Raw genomic sequence first — 19,825 nt, 5'->3', positions numbered from 1 at the left:
AGCTCACAAAATTTAGAAACTCAATTCAGGAGAACACCATGGAACTGTCAGCATTGACTGCTGTTTCACCAGTAGACGGCCGTTACGGAAGCAAGACAACTGCACTTCGCAGCATCTTTAGTGAGTTTGGTCTACTAAAGTACCGCTCTATCGTTGAAATTCGTTGGCTACAAAAGCTTGCGGCAACAGACGCAATCGCAGAAGTACCAGCATTCAGTGCAGAAGCAAACAAGTTTCTAGATGAACTAGCAGCAAACTTCTCTGAAGAAGATGCAGCACGTATCAAAGAGATCGAGCGCACAACTAACCACGACGTTAAAGCGGTTGAGTACTTCCTAAAAGAGAAAGTAGCTGGTGTTCCTGAACTTCACGCTGTAAACGAGTTCATCCACTTTGCTTGTACTTCAGAAGACATCAACAACACTTCTCACGCTCTAATGCTGAAAGAAGCTCGTGACGAAGTTATTCTTCCTGAAATCCAAAACATCATCGATGCTATCAAAGCACTTGCTGTTGAATACCGCGACATCCCTCTTCTATCTCGTACACACGGTCAGCCAGCATCTCCATCAACGATGGGTAAAGAGATGGCAAACGTTGCGTACCGTATGGAACGTCAATACAAGCAGATCGCTAACGTTGAGATCCTAGGTAAGATCAACGGCGCTGTAGGTAACTACAACGCTCACCTTTCTGCTTACCCAGAAGTAGATTGGCACCAGTTCTCTGAAGAGTTCATCACTGAATCTCTAGGTGTAACTTGGAACCCATACACAACTCAAATCGAACCGCATGATTACATCGCTGAGCTATTCGATGCAGTTGCACGTTTCAACACAATTCTAATCGACTTTGACCGTGACGTTTGGGGCTACATCGCTCTAGGTCACTTCAAGCAGAAGACAATTGCTGGTGAAATCGGTTCATCAACAATGCCTCACAAAGTTAACCCTATCGACTTTGAGAACTCTGAAGGTAACCTAGGTCTTGCTAACGCAGTATTCGGCCACCTAGCACAGAAACTACCTATTTCTCGTTGGCAGCGTGACCTTACTGACTCTACAGTTCTTCGTAACCTAGGTGTTGGTGTTGGCTACGCTATCATTGCATACACTTCAACTCTGAAAGGCATTAGCAAGCTAGAAGTTAACCGTGATGCTCTACTAGCAGAACTAGACCAAAACTGGGAAGTTCTAGCTGAACCTGTACAAACGGTAATGCGTCGTTACGGTATCGAGAAACCATACGAGAAGCTTAAAGAGCTAACTCGTGGTAAGCGCGTAGATGGCGAAGCAATGCGTAACTTCATCGACGGTCTTGAGCTTCCAGAGCACGAGAAAGCACGTCTGAAAGAGATGACGCCAGCTAACTACATCGGTCAAGCAATCGAGCTGACTGACAAGCTGTAATTCGAAATTCGAATAATATGAGAAGGCTTCCCGAGTGGAAGCCTTTTTTGTATCTATTCGATTGTGCTCGACTCGTAATATTAAATAGCACGCCCACAACTTCGCCCCGCTATTAATAGAAAATAAAGCTCAAGCAAAAACCAGCGGCTACGCCAAAGTAGAGTATTCACCTATATACATCCCTATTGATTCAGCAATAAAAAAAGGCTTCCATGTAGGAAGCCTTTTCATCGTGAATCTATTTAAGATTACATGTTGCGTAGAGACGCGATACGCTTGTCTAGCGGTGGGTGGCTCATAAGTAGCTCACTAAGTGATTTCTTACCGTTGATACCAAATGCCATCATTGAGCCTTCAAGCTGTGGCTCATGGCTCACTTTTAGACGCTCTAGGGCTGCAATCATCTTTTCTTTACCGACTAAGCGAGCTGCGCCTGCGTCTGCGTGGAATTCACGGTGACGGCTGTACCACATCGTGATGAAGCTTGCTAGGAAGCCAAAGATTAGCTCAAGCACCATAGACACACCGAAATAAACCATCATATTGCTACCACCCTCTTCTTCGTTGTCGTTAGAAGCAACGATGTTCGCGATAAAGCGAGACAGGAAGATAACAAAGGTGTTCACAACGCCTTGCATCAGCGTCATTGTCACCATGTCACCATTTGCGATGTGGCTAACTTCATGAGCAAGTACTGCTTCGGCTTCGTCACGAGTCATGCTGTGTAGTAGACCTGTTGATACCGCAACCAGCGAATCGTCACGTTTTGCACCAGTAGCAAATGCGTTAATGTCTGGTGAATCATAGATAGCGACTGTTGGCATGCCGATACCTACTTGTTGGGCTTGGCGGCTTACCGTTTCCATCAACCAATGTTCTGTTTCATTGCGAGGGCTCTCAATCACCATACCGCCAACAGAACGCAGAGCCATTCCTTTTGACATCATCAAAGAAATGAAAGAACCACCGAAACCGAATACGGCAGCCATCACGAGCAATCCAGAAAGGCTGCCTGGCTGCATCCCCGTTACAGCATATACAATATTAAGAACAACACTTAGTACCAATACAACCGCTAAGTTGGTTGCAAGGAACAACATTACTCGCTTCATTACTTATCTCCGCATGAAAGCTGTTTTATAAAAATTTATCATTATAGACAAAGCGAACAAGTGAATGTCTCGCTTTGAACACTTCTATTAACTTATACATATAGTCTAAGAATTAGAAAACAAGGTTAAGCATTAAATTGCAACATTTAATTACTAGACCGTATTCGATTAAGACTTTGGCATTAGACCTAAGTCGTATAGAGAACATCGACTGATCCGTTTACAGTGTGCCTAGATGATTTATTGGCTAGTCCGAGTAACAAAAGGAAAGGATCATGGTTGAAGGTACTAACACTCAAATGGCTATTGATTTACTGTGTTGTCACTTAGGTATCACTGAAGAAGAAGCGAAGAAACAGATTGGTATCGTGACGCCAGAAGCGGCACAAAATAATATTACAGAGACACAACAAGCGTTAATGGGTCTAACAAAAGACCACTAATACTGCTTGCTTGACCTACTGTTCTAAAGATCTACTGGCTTAAGAGATCGACAGATAAACGAAAGGGCTGCATTTTTGCAGCCCTTTTCAATTTTCTATGGTCATAACCGACGATGTTGTCGTTATAGCGCCATCAATGGTTCCACATTGATGTACTTACCAATATTCTTAGACTTCGCTTTTGGTACGTAAGGGATCTCCCCCAGTTTTGGTGCACCTAGCTTGTCTTCCAGCATCGCAATAATATCTGCGTAATGTTCAGTGCCCGGATTAATGCGGTTAGCCACCCAACCGACTAGGTTTAGGCCGTCTGCACGAATCGCTTCTGCAGTTAGTAGAGCATGGCTCAAACAACCAAGCTTAATACCAACCGTCAGAACCACTGGAAGCTGCTCTTTCTTAACCCAGTTCGATAGGCACTCATCGTCAGATACTGGCACACGCCAGCCACCAGCGCCCTCAACTAACACGAAGTCTGAATTCTGCTTATGTTGTTCCAGTTTTTGAGAAAGCACCGCTTCATCAATTACCACGCCATCGCGCTTAGCAGCGATATGTGGTGACGCTGGAAGCATCAATGCATACGGATTAACATCATCGTAATCAATATCTTGTGTCGCTGCTTCTTGTAGGTGAAGAGCGTCACTATTGCGCGCGCCTTCTGGATATTGCTCGCAGCCTGCGGCAACTGGCTTGTAGCCAATTGTTGATAACTCTTTTGCGGCAAAAGCTTGTAAGATCGCTTTTGAAACCACGGTTTTGCCCACTTCGGTATCCGTACCTGCAATAAATAATGCATCAATCATAATTGAATAACCCCTAAACAAACTTGATATGTTGCTGGTAAGAAACCTTGATGGTTTTGAAATGTTCGATACTCTTGCTCAACAAGCTGCAGCATTCTTCTGCTGGTCAGACCTTGTGAGCGACCACTTACGTGGTTGGCACCAATCCCCTTAAGGTCGCGCATCAATTCAAACGCTGAATCGTACCATACTGTGATGGAGGGCAAGTCTAGTTGATGGTGCGAGCAGCTAGATTGCGCTAACGCAATTTTTACCTGATTGGCGGTAATAAAGTGGTTGACGTGTTGATGTGAGTCAATTTTACTCCACGCCTTTTTCAACTCAACCAGAGAACCGTCTAACAAGGTGGAGAAAGCGATTGAGCCCCCCTGGCGTGTCACTCTTTTCATTTCTCGCAATGGTATGGAGAGATCATCACACCATTGTAGAGCCAGACTAGAGAACACCAAATCAAAGCGATCATCCTCAAATGGCAAAGCTTCAGCATCCGCTTGCTGATAAGCAAAGACTCCATTTCCACATCTTTGCTTGGCCTGTTCTAACATGCCTAATGACAAATCAGCACAAATAACAGTTGCACCTCTTTCGACGAGTAACTGAGAGAAGTAGCCCGTGCCACATCCTAAATCTAATACCTGATAACCGGATAGATCGTTAGGTAGCTTCTCCAGAAGGCGCTGACCTACATCACGCTGAAACTCAGCATGTTTATCGTAATTTTTAGCAGCTTTTCCGAAGGCATCTGCAATCGCCTTTTTATCTTGGACAGTGTAATTATCTACGACGGCTTGCTGTGACATTTACTCTACCTCACGTTGCGCTTGTAGCGCGCTTTTTAACGAATGAGTCAGCTGGGACACTTGCTCTGGGCTGTGATTGGCAGTCAACGTGATTCTAAGACGAGCAGTCCCTACCGGTACCGTCGGCGGACGAATCGCGGTCATCCAAATACCACTCTCTTTCATTCGGTTTGCAATGCTAATGGCATGCTCTGACTGACCGACCACAAATGGCTTTATCGGTGTATTGGTTTCAACATAACCCGTTAGCTCTTTCATACCTTCATGATAAATCGCCTGTAGCTCGCTTAGCTTATCTCGACGCCACTGTTGGCTCTGTATCATTCGACACGCAGTACTCAATGCGTAGGCTTGAGCCGGAGGTATCGCCGTTGAGTAGACATGATGTCTTGCGAACTGGGTTAAGTAGTCTCCAACTTCTTTACTACAAAGAATCGCAGCGCCAGATAAGCCAAACGCTTTACCAAATGTCACCACGAGTAATTCAGGCTTAACACCCGCGGCTGCGCAACTCCCAGCGCCATAATCACCCAAGACGCCAATACCATGAGCATCATCGACTGCTAACCAAGCATCATGTTGGTGGGTCTGCTTTGCAATCTCGTTCAAAGGAGCCTGATCGCCATCCATACTAAAGACGCCTTCAGTTACCACCAACGCATTTTCTGAAACAGTAAGCTGCGAAGCCAAATGATCAACATCGTTGTGCTTGAAGCGTTTCATTCTTGCAGGCGACAACGCCCCCGCTTCCATTAGAGAAGCGTGATTCAAACGGTCTTGAATGAGAGTGTCGTTTTTATCGAGAAGGGAAAACAGCAACGCCTGATTGGCGCCAAAGCCAGAGCTAAACAGAATCGCACGCTCATAGCCTAACCATTCGCATAGCTGCGACTCTAGATTCTGATGTGCTGCACTAAAGCCTGTCACCAGTGGTGAAGCACCACTACCCGCACCGTATTGACTCAGTCCGTCTTTCCAAGCTGACACGAGCTCTGGATCATTCGCCAAGCCTAAATAGTCGTTGCTAGAAAAGTTACTGTATACCTTCGAACCCAGCTCAATTTCAGAGCGACCGACCGGATTAAGCACATTAATCTGACGGTTGAGCCCTTGCTGAAGGCGATCAGTAAGGGCTTTTTGAATACGAGAATTAAACGCTGGCATCGTAGAACATGTCATCTTTCGTTGGACGAGCCGCAACGCGCTCTACAACTTGATCTAACAGTTCGTTTTCTTGGATTTCGTCTGGCTTTTGAGCCACTTCTTGACTGTTGATACCCAGCTTTTTAAATAGCTGCATATCTGTATCTTCATCTGGGTTTGGCGTTGTTAGCAGTTTGCAACCGTAGAAGATAGAGTTTGCACCCGCCATGAAGCACATTGCTTGCATCTGTTCGTTCATGTTTTCACGACCAGCAGATAGGCGAACCGCAGATTTCGGCATCATGATACGAGCAATTGCGATGAGCTTGATAAAGTCGAAAGATTCAACATCATCGACGTTTTCCATCGGGGTGCCTTTTACTTTCACTAACATGTTAATTGGCACACTCTCAGGGTGAACAGGTAGGTTAGCCAACTCGACAAGCAGACCGGCACGGTCATTGGTGCTTTCACCCATACCAATAATACCGCCTGAACAGATCTTCATGCCTGCATCACGAACGTGAGATAACGTATCTAGACGATCTTGATAAGTACGAGTAGTAATAATGCTGCCGTAAAACTCTGGAGAGGTATCAAGGTTGTGGTTGTAGTAGTCCAAACCAGCGTCTGCCAACTCACCGGCTTGCTCTGGTGTTAACATACCTAGCGTCATACACGTCTCTAGACCCATACCTTTTACGCCTTTGATCATCTCTGTTAGATGAGGCATATCACGCTCTTTCGGGTTCTTCCATGCAGCTCCCATACAGAAACGCGTAGAGCCTGCGTTTTTCGCTTTCTGAGCCGCATCAAGTACACGCTCAACTTCCATTAAGCGCTCTTTATCAACGTCAGTGCGGTAGTGTGCACTTTGTGGACAGTATTTACAGTCTTCTGGACAAGCACCGGTTTTAATAGAAAGAAGGGTACTCACCTGCACATGGTTATGCAGTTGGTACTGTCTATGAACGAGTTGAGCTTCAAACATCAAATCCATAAACGGTTTTTCAAGCAGAGCCTTTACTTCAGCTACTGTCCAGTTATGACGAACTTCCACGTGTCGATCCTTTTCTTTTATCTTATTTTGCGCAAATCCACTTTGAGGTTTTGCATTTATGCTTGGCTAGTCTACCGACAAGCTTTAGACTGTCAACACATTGATAAAAACAAAAGTTTACAATTGGTTATTTTTTAATCAAATTACACATGGAAATTGCTATGGATCTCGCCTTTGATCGCCAGCACATCTGGCATCCCTACACTTCGACTCTCACACCTCTGACCTGCTACCCCGTTGTTGGAGCCGAGGGTGTTTTATTGGAAATGGAAGATGGAAAGCGAGTCATTGATGGCATGTCTTCTTGGTGGTCTACCATCCACGGATACAATCATCCCGTGCTAAATAAAGCTGCGCACAGCCAAATCGACAAGGTGTCACATGTGATGTTCGGTGGTATCACTCACCAACCTGCAATTGATCTATGTAAGAAGCTCCTCAATCTCGCACCAAGCAATTTAGAACATGTATTTTTGGCTGACTCAGGATCCGTAGCGGTTGAAGTGAGTTTAAAGATGGCATTGCAGTATTGGCACGCAAAAGGCCAACCACGCTCCAAGTTCTTAACGTTAAGAGATGGCTATCATGGTGATACGTTCGCTGCGATGTCGGTTACTGATCCAGAAAACTCAATGCATAGCCTGTACAAAGGGTTCCTACCAGAACATGTCTTCGCCGCTTCGCCAAAAACGGGGTTCTGGGATGAATGGAACCCTGATGATATCAACAGCTTTAAAGAAAAACTGAGTGCACACCATCAAGAGGTTGCCGCTGTGATCTTAGAGCCCATTGTTCAGGGTGCAGGCGGCATGCGTATTTACCACCCGGAGTTTTTGAAGCAAGTGAGAGCACTGTGTGACGAATTCAACGTGCTCTTGATTCTTGACGAGATTGCCACCGGCTTTGGTCGTACAGGTAAGTTATTTGCTTGTGAACATGCCGATATTCAACCGGACATTCTATGTGTCGGCAAAGCATTAACGGGAGGGTATATGACTCTTTCGGCGACGCTTGCGAGCAAAGATGTTGCCGATACGGTTTGCGGCGGTGAAGCTGGGTGCTTTATGCATGGTCCAACATTTATGGGGAATCCGCTTGCGTGCGCTGTTGGGGCGGCAAGCCTTGGGTTAATCGAACAGGGTGATTGGCAGTCACAGACGCAACAAATCGAATCGCTGTTCTCAAAGATGCTTCCAAAACTCAAGCGACATTCGTTGGTCAAAGATGTACGTTGGTTAGGGGCGATTGGTGTAGTAGAAACTCATACCCCTGTTGATATGGAGCTGATACAGGCGCACTTTGTTGAACAAGGGGTTTGGATCAGACCTTTTGGCAAGTTGATCTATATGATGCCTCCGTTTATCAGTGAAGCACATCATATCGAGCAATTGGTCTCCGCCATTGATAGCGCACTCCAACGACCAGAATGTTTCCAATAGCAAGTATTGCACCCACCAATCGGGTATGAATGGTTTCAAAGCTGAACAACCATTCATACCACTACCCTACTAACTACCTAGTGACGCAGTTGCTGTAACTACAACTATCGCAACTGACTGTCTTTGCTTGCTCGACGATTATAAGGTGCATGCTGATGCGCAGAGTGCTCTAACATCGATTGGCACTCAATACACATACGTACTCCCTGTATCGCGAGTCGTCTTTTTTCAGGGATCTCATCACCGCACTCATCACAGTAATGAGCACTCTCTCCGATTTTAATGTTCCCTCTAACACGAGAGATCTCATCGGAAATCGTATCTTGAATTTGCTGGCTAACGCTATCGTCGCCTGCCCATCCTACAGCCATATGCCCTCCTCAATATCTGAATGAGAAAATCAATTCCTACCGCGGTAGGCGACCATTATACGAACAATATCTATTGGATATAATCTAGCGCATGAGCAAATAACTATTACCTAATTGTAACAATGACTAGATTCGGGCAATAAAAAACCCAGCACTTAGGCTGGGTTTTCAATTCAAAAGCTAGACGATTAACCGATGTGCGTTACGCCACCCATGTACTTCTGAAGTACTGTTGGGATTGCGATACGGCCATCTGCTTCTTGGTTGTTCTCTAGAATCGCAACCATTGTACGACCTACAGCAAGACCAGAACCGTTTAGTGTGTGTACTAGCTCAGGTTTTTTCTCGCCTTTACGACGGAAACGAGCTTGCATACGACGAGCTTGGAAGTCCCACATGTTTGAACAAGAAGAGATTTCACGGTAAGTCTCTTGTGCTGGAACCCATACTTCTAGATCGTAAGTTTTCGCAGCGCCGAAGCCCATATCACCAGTACATAGAACTACTTTACGGTAAGGAAGCTCTAGAAGTTGAAGTACTTTCTCAGCGTGACCTGTTAGCTCTTCTAGTGCTGCCATTGAATCTTCTGGCTTAGTGATCTGTACAAGCTCAACTTTGTCGAACTGGTGCATACGGATAAGACCACGAGTATCACGACCGTAAGAACCTGCTTCAGAACGGAAACAAGGCGTGTGAGCTGTCATCTTAAGTGGCAGTTCAGCTTCTTCCGTAATGGTATCGCGAACAAGGTTAGTTACTGGTACTTCCGCAGTAGGGATAAGCGATAGTTTCTTAAGAGGAACGTCACTTACTTGCTCTGTTAGCGGGCTTGTGTGGAATAGGTCTTCACCAAACTTAGGTAGTTGACCAGTACCGTATAGGCTATCGTGGTTCACTAGGTACGGTACGTACATTTCTGTATAACCGTGCTCATCAGTGTGAAGGTCTAGCATGAACTGAGCGATTGCACGGTGTAGACGCGCAAATTTACCCTTCATTACGATGAAGCGAGAACCTGAAATCTTAACCGCGCTTGCGAAATCAAGACCACCAGAAAGCTCACCAAGATCAACATGATCTTTTACTTCGAAGTCGTAAGTCTTTGGCTCACCCCAACGAGAAATTTCTACGTTGTCATCTTCGTCTTTACCTGCTGGTACTGACTCGTCTGGCAGGTTTGGAATCGCCATAGTGATCGCTTCAAGTTCGCCTTGAAGGTCAGCAAGTGCAACTTTAGCTGCGTCTAGTTCAGAACCTAGGTTACCTACTTCCGCAAGGATGCGTTCAGCTTCTTCGTGATCGCCTTTCGCTTTTGCTTGACCAATGGACTTCGAGCGAGAGTTACGTAACGCTTGCAGTTCTTCAGTTTTCATTTGAAGGGACTTACGTTTTTCTTCAAGTTCACGAATTGTCTCTACATCAAGGTCAAAGCCTCGACGTGCTAATTTTGCCGCTGTTTCATCCAGCTCAGCTCGAAGTAATTTAGAATCCAGCATTGCTAATCCTATGCTTTAGTTATTTGAATATTCAGTAGCTTGACCACTGAAACACCACTAAACCGCCAAAACTGATGATTATTTCATCATTTTTTAACGATTTAATCTGAATTTTATGACTAGGTTAAGATATCCAAAAAAGGCTAGTTTTCATAGCGTTTTTGTGGGCTTTTTGCGTCCAAATCCGCCAGATAATCTAGCTTTTCGCCAATCTTGGTCTCTAAGCCTCGTTTTGTTGGGTAATAGTATTGTCGCTCGCCCATTTCAGGCGGCAGATACTTTTCACCCGCAGCGTAGGCACCAGGTTCGTCATGAGCATAACGATATTCTTGCCCGTAGCCCATGTCCTTCATCAAACTTGTTGGTGCATTTCTTAAATGATGAGGCACTTCGTATTCGGGTAAGTTATGCGCATCAGTGAGCGCCTGCTTCCACGCGGTATAAACAGCGTTGCTCTTTGGCGCACACGCAAGATAGACAACCGCTTGTGCAATCGCTCGTTCACCTTCTGCAGGACCAATACGAGTAAAGCAATCCCAAGCCGAAATGGCAACTTGCATTGCTCTTGGATCTGCATTGCCGATATCTTCCGATGCAATCGCTAACAAACGTCTCACGATATACAAAGGATCGCAGCCAGCAGCAATCATGCGCGCCGACCAATACAGCGCCGCATCTGGGTTTGAGCCTCGTATCGACTTATGCACAGCCGAAATCAAGTCGTACCAAATATCACCTTTATTATCGAAACGAGCCACTTTTTCACCAGCGACTTCTGCTAACAGTTGAAGCGTAATCGACTTACGACCTTTGTCGTCGTCTTCGGCCATGTCGTATAGAAGCTCAAGATAATTCAGTGACATGCGAGCGTCGCCATTCACTAGCTCCGCTAAACGATCAAGTACATTGTCAGCAAAGTGGGCACTTACATCACCTAAACCACGCTGTTTATCTTCAATGGCTTGACGGATAACAAGCGAGATATCATCCGTGTTGAGAGAAGTCAGTTTGTAAACACGCGCTCTCGACAACAAAGCGTTATTGAGTTCAAAAGACGGGTTTTCTGTCGTCGCTCCAATAAAGGTAACTGTGCCATCTTCGATGTGTGGCAAGAATGCATCTTGTTGGCTTTTGTTAAACCTATGTACCTCATCTACAAACAAAATAGTTCGACGTCCAGCTTGCTTATTTTCACGCGCTTTATCAATCGCGACACGAATGTCTTTCACACCTGAGGTAACCGCTGACACACGCTCAACTTCAGCATTGGCGTAATTGGCAGCCACTTCAGCCAAAGTCGTCTTTCCGGTACCCGGAGGCCCCCATAAAATCATGGAGTGAATATGCCCGGCTTCAAGCGCTCGACGCAGAGGTTTACCGGGTCCCAGAATATGCTGTTGACCGATGTACTGCTCGACGGTTTCTGGTCTCATACGAGCAGCAAGGGGACGAAAATCTTCGTCCCCCGAAAAGTCTAAACTGTAATTACTCAATGGCTATCTCTTGATTCGCGATTAAATGGACGATATCAAAGAATCAGTTTCTTTGGTCGTCAACTTCGACACCTTCTGGAGCGACGAATGTAAAACGATCACTGCCTGGCTTACCAAGCTCGACATTACTAAATGTGAACTCACCTTTTTGACCGTCCTGTTCAATAACATTAAACCCTTGAACGATGCCTTTGTCGTTGATCTGAATTTGGAAATCCCCTTGATTCGAATCAACCGCCGTTGGCTTCAGCGTAAACTGATTACCCGATTGGGTTACATCGTAGTTATCCCAATCACTCTGTTGGTTGCGAGTAAGCAATACAAATGGTGTTTGCGCCGTTGCTTGCTCTTGCCAGTAAATACTGACTTGCTCAATGAATGGGCTGTAGTACCAAAGGCTTTGGCCATCAGAGACCAAGAGGTTTTCATCTGGGAAAGTCGTTTCCCAACGGAATAGGCTTGGGCGCGCTATTTCAACTGTGCCCTCTCCTTCCATGACAATATCGCCATCAGGGCTTGTGACAACCTGTTTGAAATCGGCACTAAAACCTGCGTTTAGCGCTAATCGGTTGCTCAGTTCTTCCTTTGGTGAAGCGAACACGGAAAAACTCATAAATAGAAGTGCGAGTGCTTTTTTCATTAATTATCCTGTTACAAGGTAAATCGGTCATAAGACTATGACCGATTATTAAAGGTTGAGTTCCTATCTACGCAATTAAGCGGTTACTCTTTCGGCGGCGCCGGTGCTAATACTTCACGGTTACCATTGTGCCCTGGTGGGCTCACAATTCCTTGGGCTTCTAACTGCTCAACAATACGAGCTGCGCGGTTATAGCCAATCTTAAAGCGTCGTTGAACGCCCGATACCGAACCGCGACGTGACTGAACCACATGCTCAACAACCTGATCAAACAGTGGGTCAACGTCTTCGTCGCCTTCCATCTTCTCTCCAGGAAGCAGGGTTTCAGGTGTCTGCTCACCATTGGTGATTTCATCGATATAGTTCGGCTTACCACGCGCTTTCCAGTCGTTAACGACAGCATGAACATCGTCGTCCGATGCAAATGCACCGTGAACACGAATGGTATGGCTTGAGCCAGGTGGTAAGTAAAGCATGTCACCCATGCCTAGCAGAGATTCTGCACCGCCCTGATCCAAGATAGTACGAGAGTCGGTTTTGGTCGATACCGTAAAGGCTACACGAGTTGGGATGTTGGCTTTAATCAAACCCGTGATGACATCAACCGACGGACGCTGCGTAGCTAGGATCAAGTGAATACCTGCTGCACGCGCTTTCTGAGCAAGACGCGCAATTAATTCTTCAACTTTCTTGCCGACAACCATCATTAAGTCAGCAAATTCATCGACAACAACAACGATATAAGGCAGTTTCTCTAGCAATGGCGGCTCAGGATCCATACTGTCGCCCGCTTGCCACAATGGATCATGGATTGGGTGCCCTGCTTCTGCTGCCATCTTCAGCTTATCGTTGTAGCCCTTAATGTTACGTACACCCAAGGCTGACATCAGTTTGTAACGACGTTCCATTTCACCCACACACCAACGCAGCGCGTTTGATGCGTCTTTCATATCGGTCACTACTTCTGATAATAGATGCGGGATACCTTCATAGATAGAAAGCTCGAGCATTTTAGGGTCGATCATAATGAAGCGCAGATCTTCTGGTGTTGCCTTATACAACATACTCAAGATCATGACGTTCACACCTACCGATTTCCCAGAACCTGTTGTACCAGCCACCAGCACGTGAGGCATCTTCGCGATATCGGCAATCACCGCTTCACCAGCAATGTCTTGTCCCATTACAACGGTTGTTGGCGATTTGGCATCAATAAACTGCTGGCTACCTACTACGTCTGAGAAGAACACCGTTTGACGGCTCATATTTGGCAACTCAAGCCCCACATAAGGCTTGCCCGGAATCACTTCAACAACACGCACTGCCATAGCAGAGAGTGAACGAGCCAAGTCCATAGACAGGCTCGAGATACGGCTGACTTTCACGCCCGGTGCAAGGTCAAGCTCGAATCGAGTAATCACAGGTCCCGGGAAGATATCGACAACCTCAGCTTTGATCTTGTAATCAGCCAGTTTCGATTCCACCAAACGAGCAATCTCTTCTAATGCGTCGCGATCGATAAAGTTATCACGTTTCTCTGGGTGGTAAAGTAGCTCTAGGGTTGGCATCGGAGATGTTGGCTTAGGCAAGTTCGGCTCTTTTTGCACCAAGAACGGGTTTTGTGCTGCAGCCATATTCGCTTGCGCTTCAGAAACGATATTTTGGAACGCTGCAACATCTTGGTCTGGATGTGCCGGTTCTTCGTCCGTTACTTCTTCCCAAGGCAAGTCGATCGCAGACTCTTCTGCTTGATGACCATTATCAGAGATTGGCTCTTCGACTTCATCAACATGAGACTCGTGTAATGGAGTCTCTTCAAATGCCACATCATCAGCTGTTGCGCTTTCAACAACAGGTTGTTCGATGAACATAGGTTCTGGCACAACTTCTGGATCGGGCTCGGAGGTAAAAGAGACAGTTTCTGTTGGTTCATTGCTGCGCATCGGTTCAGCATTAAATTCTGCCTCTTGTTCAACAGCGATACTTGGCTCTGGAGTGAATTGAGGCTCAACTGGCTGCTCTTGCATGTACTCTTGGTAAGCAGCCTGCGAATGATGGGCTTCTGCCTGTGTTTGCTCAGCCAAATCATCCTCAACCATCGCTGCGTGCTCTAACTGCTCAATAGTCGCGTTAAGTTGTTTAGAGCGTTCAACACCTTCTTCTAACGGCTCTTCCGGAGCATGATAAACGGGTTGAGGCTTTTCAACTGGCTTAGACGCTTCTACTGGTTGAGGCTCAACAATCTCTTGCTTAAACACAACTGGCTCACTGACTTCCACTGGAGATGCCTTAACCGCAACTTCAGGCGCCTTCTCTGGCATATGAATATTGAAGTGACGCTTAGGCTCTGCCACAGGCGGTTCTACTTCTGGTTCAGTTGTTGCCGAGAAGTGTAGGCTCGGATCGCTCGTCAGTGGATCGTTTCGTTCTTCGACTTGTTCCGCAACGCCTTCAATCGGCGGATTTGAAGACTCAAGTTGCAGCTCATCATGCTGTTCTGTTTCTCTTAACTCTGGCTCCATCACCTCTTGGTCGTGACCTCGGATTTTATTTACAAGAGCGGTAAATAAACGAATAGCAGAGTCGCCTAGCCATTCAACAATACTAAGCCAAGAGATACCAGTAAGTAGCGTGAAACCTGCTCCCCATAAAAAGAGCAGAACTAATGTCGAACCTAGGATGTTTAGTGTTGGTAGAGCTAAACTTGTTAATACATCACCAATCACACCACCTGATGAGAAGTACCAGATATCGTCAAAGTTGATATCAGCCAAACCACAACTGGTTAATAGAAGGATCGTGAGGCCGAGTAAACGCGTCCCCCACAACATAAAATCGATAGTTTCATCTTCATCACGTTTACGAAAAAGAACCCAAGCCGCTAACGTAACAAGAATCGGTAGAGGGTAAGCTAAAGAACCAAAAACAAAAAATAAGGTATCAGCCAACCAAGCACCAACGTAGCCGCCCGCATTCTGAATGTCACCGCCCCAAGCCGTCTGAGACCAAGAAGGATCTGCAGGGCTAAACGTCAGCAGTGCAACAGCCAGAAGAATTGAAAAGAGTACGCCTAAGATAAGGCTGCACTCTTTTAAGCGTTGGGTACCCGTCAAACGAGAAGACTGAGGCTCTTCACTCGTTTTGATGATTGTTTCGACTTTGTTGCCGCTCTCTTTGAACATAAACCAGCTTTATATATATGTTTGATAAAAACTACTGTTGATTTAACCATATCAAACGGAAAAACCCAATTCCAGAAAGCAAGAAAGCGGAAACTAAGTTCCGCTTTCTTGCTGTTCGACCATCGATCATTAACGAGTTTTAATCACCAGCTGGTTGGTTTGTTTCACTTCTTCCATTACCACGTAAGTTCGAGTGTCGTTCACACCAGGTAGACGCAGTAGCGTGTCACCTAGAAGTTTACGATAAGCACCCATATCCGATACACGTGTTTTTAGAAGGTAGTCAAAGTCACCCGACACTAAATGACACTCTTGGATGTCGTCTAGTTTTTGAACGGCAGTGTTAAATTGTTCAAACACATCTGGCGCACCGCGGTTCAATGTGATTTCTACAAACACCAATAGTGATGCATCTAAGTACTGAGGATTAAGCAGCGCTGTATACCCTGTAATGTACCCTTGACGCTCCAAACGACGAACACGCTCAAGACACGGAGTCGGAGAGAGACCCACTCGTTTTGATAGTTCAACGTTCGAAATACGACCGTCTTTTTGCAACTCATTAAGAATGTTGCGGTCGATACGGTCTAGTTCCTTGGACGGCTTCTTATAGTTGTCTGCCATTTTTTATTCCACCTTATTACTTCCTTGCAAAAAAATATACTACAACTTTTTAATATTCAGTATCAAATTTTATCTCAACATATCTATACTAGATATTAATTCGACAGAATTACCCTACACACAGTTAATACAACTACTATAGATTATACAACCAAAATAAAATGAGGAGTCAGGATGATTATTGGCGTACCTAAGGAAATCAAAAACCACGAGTACCGTGTTGGTATGATCCCAGCTAGCGTGAGAGAACTAATCTCACATGGTCACCAAGTTTTTGTTGAAACCAATGCCGGTAATGGTATCGGTTTTTCAGACGATGATTACATCGCTGTAGGCGCATCCATTCTTCCTACTGCTGCTGACGTATTCGCGAAAGCAGATATGATTGTAAAGGTTAAAGAACCTCAAGCTGTCGAGCGAGCTATGCTTCGTGAAGGGCAAATATTATTTACTTATTTACACCTTGCACCAGATTTTCCACAAACTGAAGAGCTTATCAAGAGCAAAGCTGTCTGCGTAGCCTATGAGACTGTAACAGATAATATGGGTCGCTTGCCACTACTTGCGCCAATGTCTGAGGTTGCAGGTCGCATGTCTATTCAAGCGGGTGCACAAACTCTTGAAAAATCTCACGGCGGTCGTGGTCTTCTACTTGGCGGCGTTCCAGGTGTTGAGCCAGCAAAAGTTGTTGTTGTTGGCGGCGGCGTAGTAGGCGCTAACGCAGCTCGTATGGCTGTTGGTCTACGTGCTGACGTAACTATCCTAGATCGTAACGTTGATACACTTCGTCGCCTAGATGAAGAGTTCCAAGGTCGCGCAAAAGTGGTTTACTCTACTGAAGACGCTATCGAGAAGCACGTTCTAGAAGCTGACCTAGTTATCGGCGCTGTACTAATCCCAGGCGCAGCTGCTCCTAAACTAGTAACAAAAGAGCACATCGCTAAGATGAAGCCAGGCGCAGCTGTTGTTGACGTTGCAATCGACCAAGGTGGTTGTTTCGAGACTTCTCACGCAACAACACACGCGGAACCAACTTACATCGTTGACGACGTAGTTCACTACTGTGTTGCTAACATGCCAGGCGCTGTTGCTCGCACTTCAACATTCGCACTAAACAATGCAACACTTCCTTACATTGTTAAGCTAGCGAACAAAGGCTACCGTGAAGCTCTTCTAGAAGACAAAGGCTTCCTAGAAGGCCTAAACGTTATCCACGGTAAAGTAACTTGCAAAGAAGTTGCAGAAAGCTTTGACCTAGAATACGTAGACCCAGCTGAAGCTATCGCAATGTTCAACTAAGAACATTGATAGACAGTTTTGACTGACTAGAAATGTAAAAGCCAGCTTGATTCTTTTCAAGCTGGCTTTTTTATATCTTATAGCCGTCAATACTAGTTAGTGCTTACTTCACTTATCCACCTTCCAGCCTCGAATAAGAATATTACGTGGTGTGATATGTCTTTCGCAGAACTGTTCAACCGACGTTTGGTAGCCCTGTTCTTCTAGGTAAAGCGCTCTATCCAAGGTTAACCACATCTCTAATGGTCTTCTAAACACTTGCTGTACCAAGCTAAGCCGTTCCATATTCCAAAAAAGCTGTTCCCCTAACCTTTCATAAAAATCAAAATCCAGCCCACTCGGCAAAGCTATCTCTTTTTGATTCGCAGCCCACCAGCAGAACGCTTCAAAGCCTTCGGCAAGCTCCGATTTTTTGATACTTGGTACTGGTAGATACTCTAAAACCCCAAGCTCACGCTTAAGTAATTGGCTAAAGCCTAATCGAAAACTCATCTCCAATTGACGATGCCTTTTAACACGCTCTCCACCAGTGACAGTCTCCTGCAATGGAATTCGCAAATCCGACTTAGATAAAGAGAGTTGTGCAGATTGCGCTACGGTTGAAATCGCTTGATAGCGTTCCGATTGAATCAAGTGATAACAACATGGCGAAATCGTAACCGCAGGAAGCGAATAATTAATAACCTTATTAAGCAAAGTCACGTGCAAGTCACCACAAGCATGAAGTGCTACTGCATGTTGATTGTGGTTAAACACCTTGTTTGCGTCTTCAGAGAAAGCGTCTCCTTGAACAAACTGCATCGGTAATTGCTGTGCATCGGCAATCGCCTGACCACTGTCACACAAAGATTGTTGCCATTCAAAACTGGTCACAGGTTGTTTCGATTGCTGCGATAGAATCCGGCCGAGAAACCCCTTACCAGAACACCACTCAAGCCATTCACTGCCCTTGTGATGACCCAATACCGCTTCACTCATCGACATGATTTGTTCAAGTTTCCGCCCAGGTATGCCTGTATCCGTTCCTTTGGGTAGATCTAACCCTTCTCGATTTAATGTTGGTATCTGGATAACATCAACAATGTCATTTAAGTCGGGGAAAAACGCACCTAGCTCTTCAGCCAAGGACTCAGGCTGATCTTTGTACACCTGGATTTGCTGCTCATCGAGTGATTGCAGCCAAGCAAACAAAGTCTCGTTGTAACGTCGCCACGGGAGCTCATCCTGTTGGCAAAGATGAAACGGTTCAGATCGCCAATAAACCTGATGTTGATAAAGAAAGGTATCGAGAGTTTGGAATTTAGATAGCATGTGGCCCCCTATAATGGAAGGGATTGTAGGTGGAACCCACACAAATAGGAAGTAGTGGTGAAGAGTTGAAAGAAAACAGGCCTACTCAAAAAGTAGGCCTGTAAGTAATCTTAGCTATCTTACTGGGAGCTCGATGTCTTTGAACATCTCTTCAATTTCTTCGTTAGACTTCAAAGAAATCGCCTGTTCAACGACAGGGCGCGTTAAATGTGGTGCAAAACGCTCCATGAAATCATACATGTATGAACGTAAGAACGTACCACGACGGAAGCCAATGCTGGTTGTACTTGCGCCGAATAAATGACTAGCGTCTATTGCGACCAAATCCGTATCTTGCTCAGCATCTATCGCCATACTCGCAATAACGCCAACACCGATGCCCATACGTACGTAAGTTTTGATCACATCGGCATCAGTCGCTGTAAATACAACGCGTGGTGTTAATCCAACCTTGTTAAAGGCGGTATCCAGTTCTGAACGACCAGTGAAGCCGAAGACATACGTCACCAAAGAGTATGCTGCTAAGTCTTCAATGGTTACGTTCTGCTTTTGTGCCAACGGGTGATCTTTAGTCACTACGATTGAGCGATTCCAGTGGTAACACGGCAGCATGATTGCATCTTGATAGAGATGGAGTGCTTCTGTCGCAATCGCAAAGTTAGCCGTCCCCTTAGCGACCGCTTCTGACATCTGACTAGGCGTACCTTGGTGCATATGAAGCGATACCTTTGGATAACGAGCCGTGAAGCCTTTAATCACATCAGGCAGTGCATAACGAGCTTGTGTGTGAGTGGTTGAGATATTCAGGGTACCCATTTCTGGATGAGTATGTTCTCCAGCCACCGCTTTGATACTCTCTACACGGGCAAGAATTTCTTGCGAGATACGAACAATATCTTCACCCGCTTGCGTCACTTGAGTTAAGTGCTTACCGCTACGTTCAAAGATCTGAATACCTAGCTCATCTTCCAGTAAACGAACCTGCTTACTGATGCCCGGCTGGGAAGTGTAGAGACTCTCAGCCGTCGCCGACACATTTAGATTGTGGTTGACTACTTCAACAATGTACTTCAGTTGTTGTAACTTCATCGGTGACCTCGTAATCCTTTACTCATTTCAGTGCTAACTTATTAAAAAAGTGAGCGAGTTAAACTTAGTAAATATAATAATTAGTTATAACGTCTTACAGGCGAAAAT

At 45.5% G+C, this 19,825-nt stretch carries 17 protein-coding genes; 4 read left to right on the top strand and 13 right to left on the bottom strand.

What is annotated here, in order from left to right; translation table 11 throughout:
- Positions 1-38: 38 nt before the first annotated feature.
- Positions 39-1,409 carry an adenylosuccinate lyase gene (purB, locus tag L1D60_RS20540; RefSeq protein WP_117234328.1) on the top strand — a complete coding sequence of 457 codons (1,371 nt, stop codon included), beginning with the start codon at positions 39-41 and terminating at the stop codon, positions 1,407-1,409.
- Between the two features lie 248 nt (positions 1,410-1,657).
- Here the strand turns inward: purB and htpX are convergent, their stop codons facing one another.
- Entirely contained in the window at positions 1,658-2,521 is an 864-nt protein-coding gene (gene htpX / locus L1D60_RS20535) for a protease HtpX (protein ID WP_032552091.1), read from the bottom strand.
- A 275-nt stretch (positions 2,522-2,796) separates the two neighbouring features.
- On the opposite strand from htpX, the gene L1D60_RS20530 reads away from it, so the two are divergent.
- Positions 2,797-2,964 carry a hypothetical protein gene (locus L1D60_RS20530; RefSeq protein WP_167332347.1) on the top strand — a complete coding sequence of 56 codons (168 nt, stop codon included), beginning with the start codon at positions 2,797-2,799 and terminating at the stop codon, positions 2,962-2,964.
- A 122-nt stretch (positions 2,965-3,086) separates the two neighbouring features.
- Here the strand turns inward: L1D60_RS20530 and bioD are convergent, their stop codons facing one another.
- Genes bioD through bioB form a run of 4 tightly spaced genes read right to left on the bottom strand, consistent with a single transcriptional unit; the run spans position 3,087 to position 6,773 of the window.
- Positions 3,087-3,770, bottom strand: coding sequence for a dethiobiotin synthase (gene bioD / locus L1D60_RS20525; RefSeq protein ID WP_239842727.1), 684 nt, complete (start codon positions 3,768-3,770; stop codon positions 3,087-3,089).
- Positions 3,767-4,570, bottom strand: coding sequence for a malonyl-ACP O-methyltransferase BioC (bioC, locus tag L1D60_RS20520; RefSeq protein ID WP_239842726.1), 804 nt, complete (start codon positions 4,568-4,570; stop codon positions 3,767-3,769). The genes bioD and bioC overlap by 4 nt, the downstream gene beginning before the upstream one ends.
- Positions 4,571-5,734, bottom strand: coding sequence for an 8-amino-7-oxononanoate synthase (gene bioF, locus L1D60_RS20515; protein WP_239842725.1), 1,164 nt, complete (start codon positions 5,732-5,734; stop codon positions 4,571-4,573).
- Positions 5,721-6,773, bottom strand: a complete 1,053-nt coding sequence (gene bioB, locus L1D60_RS20510) for a biotin synthase BioB (RefSeq protein ID WP_032552087.1) — start codon at positions 6,771-6,773, stop codon at positions 5,721-5,723. The genes bioF and bioB overlap by 14 nt, the downstream gene beginning before the upstream one ends.
- Positions 6,774-6,934: 161 nt before the next feature.
- On the opposite strand from bioB, the gene bioA reads away from it, so the two are divergent.
- Positions 6,935-8,212 carry an adenosylmethionine--8-amino-7-oxononanoate transaminase gene (bioA, locus tag L1D60_RS20505; protein ID WP_239842724.1) on the top strand — a complete coding sequence of 426 codons (1,278 nt, stop codon included), beginning with the start codon at positions 6,935-6,937 and terminating at the stop codon, positions 8,210-8,212.
- A 104-nt stretch (positions 8,213-8,316) separates the two neighbouring features.
- Here the strand turns inward: bioA and L1D60_RS20500 are convergent, their stop codons facing one another.
- The 6 genes from L1D60_RS20500 to lrp all read right to left on the bottom strand — a co-directional run bounded on the left by L1D60_RS20500 (position 8,317) and on the right by lrp (position 16,018).
- Positions 8,317-8,583, bottom strand: a complete 267-nt coding sequence (locus tag L1D60_RS20500; protein ID WP_239842723.1) for a DksA/TraR family C4-type zinc finger protein — start codon at positions 8,581-8,583, stop codon at positions 8,317-8,319.
- Positions 8,584-8,771: 188 nt separating this feature from the next.
- The gene (serS, locus tag L1D60_RS20495; protein ID WP_032552084.1) at positions 8,772-10,079 is read right to left on the bottom strand and encodes a serine--tRNA ligase; all 1,308 of its coding nucleotides are present in this window, start codon (positions 10,077-10,079) and stop codon (positions 8,772-8,774) included.
- A gap of 143 nt (positions 10,080-10,222) precedes the next feature.
- Positions 10,223-11,572 carry a replication-associated recombination protein A gene (locus L1D60_RS20490; protein ID WP_239842722.1) on the bottom strand — a complete coding sequence of 450 codons (1,350 nt, stop codon included), beginning with the start codon at positions 11,570-11,572 and terminating at the stop codon, positions 10,223-10,225.
- 43 nt (positions 11,573-11,615) lie between these two features.
- A complete protein-coding gene (gene lolA, locus L1D60_RS20485) occupies positions 11,616-12,212 on the bottom strand; it encodes an outer membrane lipoprotein chaperone LolA (protein WP_239842721.1) in 597 nt (198 codons plus the stop codon).
- A gap of 83 nt (positions 12,213-12,295) precedes the next feature.
- Entirely contained in the window at positions 12,296-15,394 is a 3,099-nt protein-coding gene (locus tag L1D60_RS20480; RefSeq protein ID WP_239842720.1) for a DNA translocase FtsK, read from the bottom strand.
- 129 nt (positions 15,395-15,523) lie between these two features.
- Positions 15,524-16,018, bottom strand: coding sequence for a leucine-responsive transcriptional regulator Lrp (gene lrp, locus L1D60_RS20475; protein ID WP_004734558.1), 495 nt, complete (start codon positions 16,016-16,018; stop codon positions 15,524-15,526).
- Positions 16,019-16,192: 174 nt separating this feature from the next.
- Here lrp and ald point away from each other — a divergent pair, with 174 nt between their 5' ends.
- Positions 16,193-17,317, top strand: a complete 1,125-nt coding sequence (gene ald, locus L1D60_RS20470; protein ID WP_032552080.1) for an alanine dehydrogenase — start codon at positions 16,193-16,195, stop codon at positions 17,315-17,317.
- Positions 17,318-17,425: 108 nt separating this feature from the next.
- Here ald and L1D60_RS20465 read toward each other — a convergent pair whose 3' ends face one another.
- Together L1D60_RS20465 and cysB are read right to left on the bottom strand one after the other, a co-directional pair.
- Entirely contained in the window at positions 17,426-18,628 is a 1,203-nt protein-coding gene (locus tag L1D60_RS20465; protein ID WP_239842719.1) for a methyltransferase, read from the bottom strand.
- Positions 18,629-18,742: 114 nt separating this feature from the next.
- Positions 18,743-19,717 carry an HTH-type transcriptional regulator CysB gene (cysB, locus tag L1D60_RS20460; protein WP_239842718.1) on the bottom strand — a complete coding sequence of 325 codons (975 nt, stop codon included), beginning with the start codon at positions 19,715-19,717 and terminating at the stop codon, positions 18,743-18,745.
- Positions 19,718-19,825 lie beyond the last annotated feature (108 nt).

The sequence above is a fragment of the Vibrio sp. Isolate30 genome, assembly GCF_022397975.1.
GTDB classification, from domain to species: Bacteria; Pseudomonadota; Gammaproteobacteria; order Enterobacterales; family Vibrionaceae; genus Vibrio; species Vibrio fortis.
The sequence above is the reverse complement of the archived record's forward strand: the minus strand, read 5'-3'. Positions and strand labels throughout refer to the sequence as shown.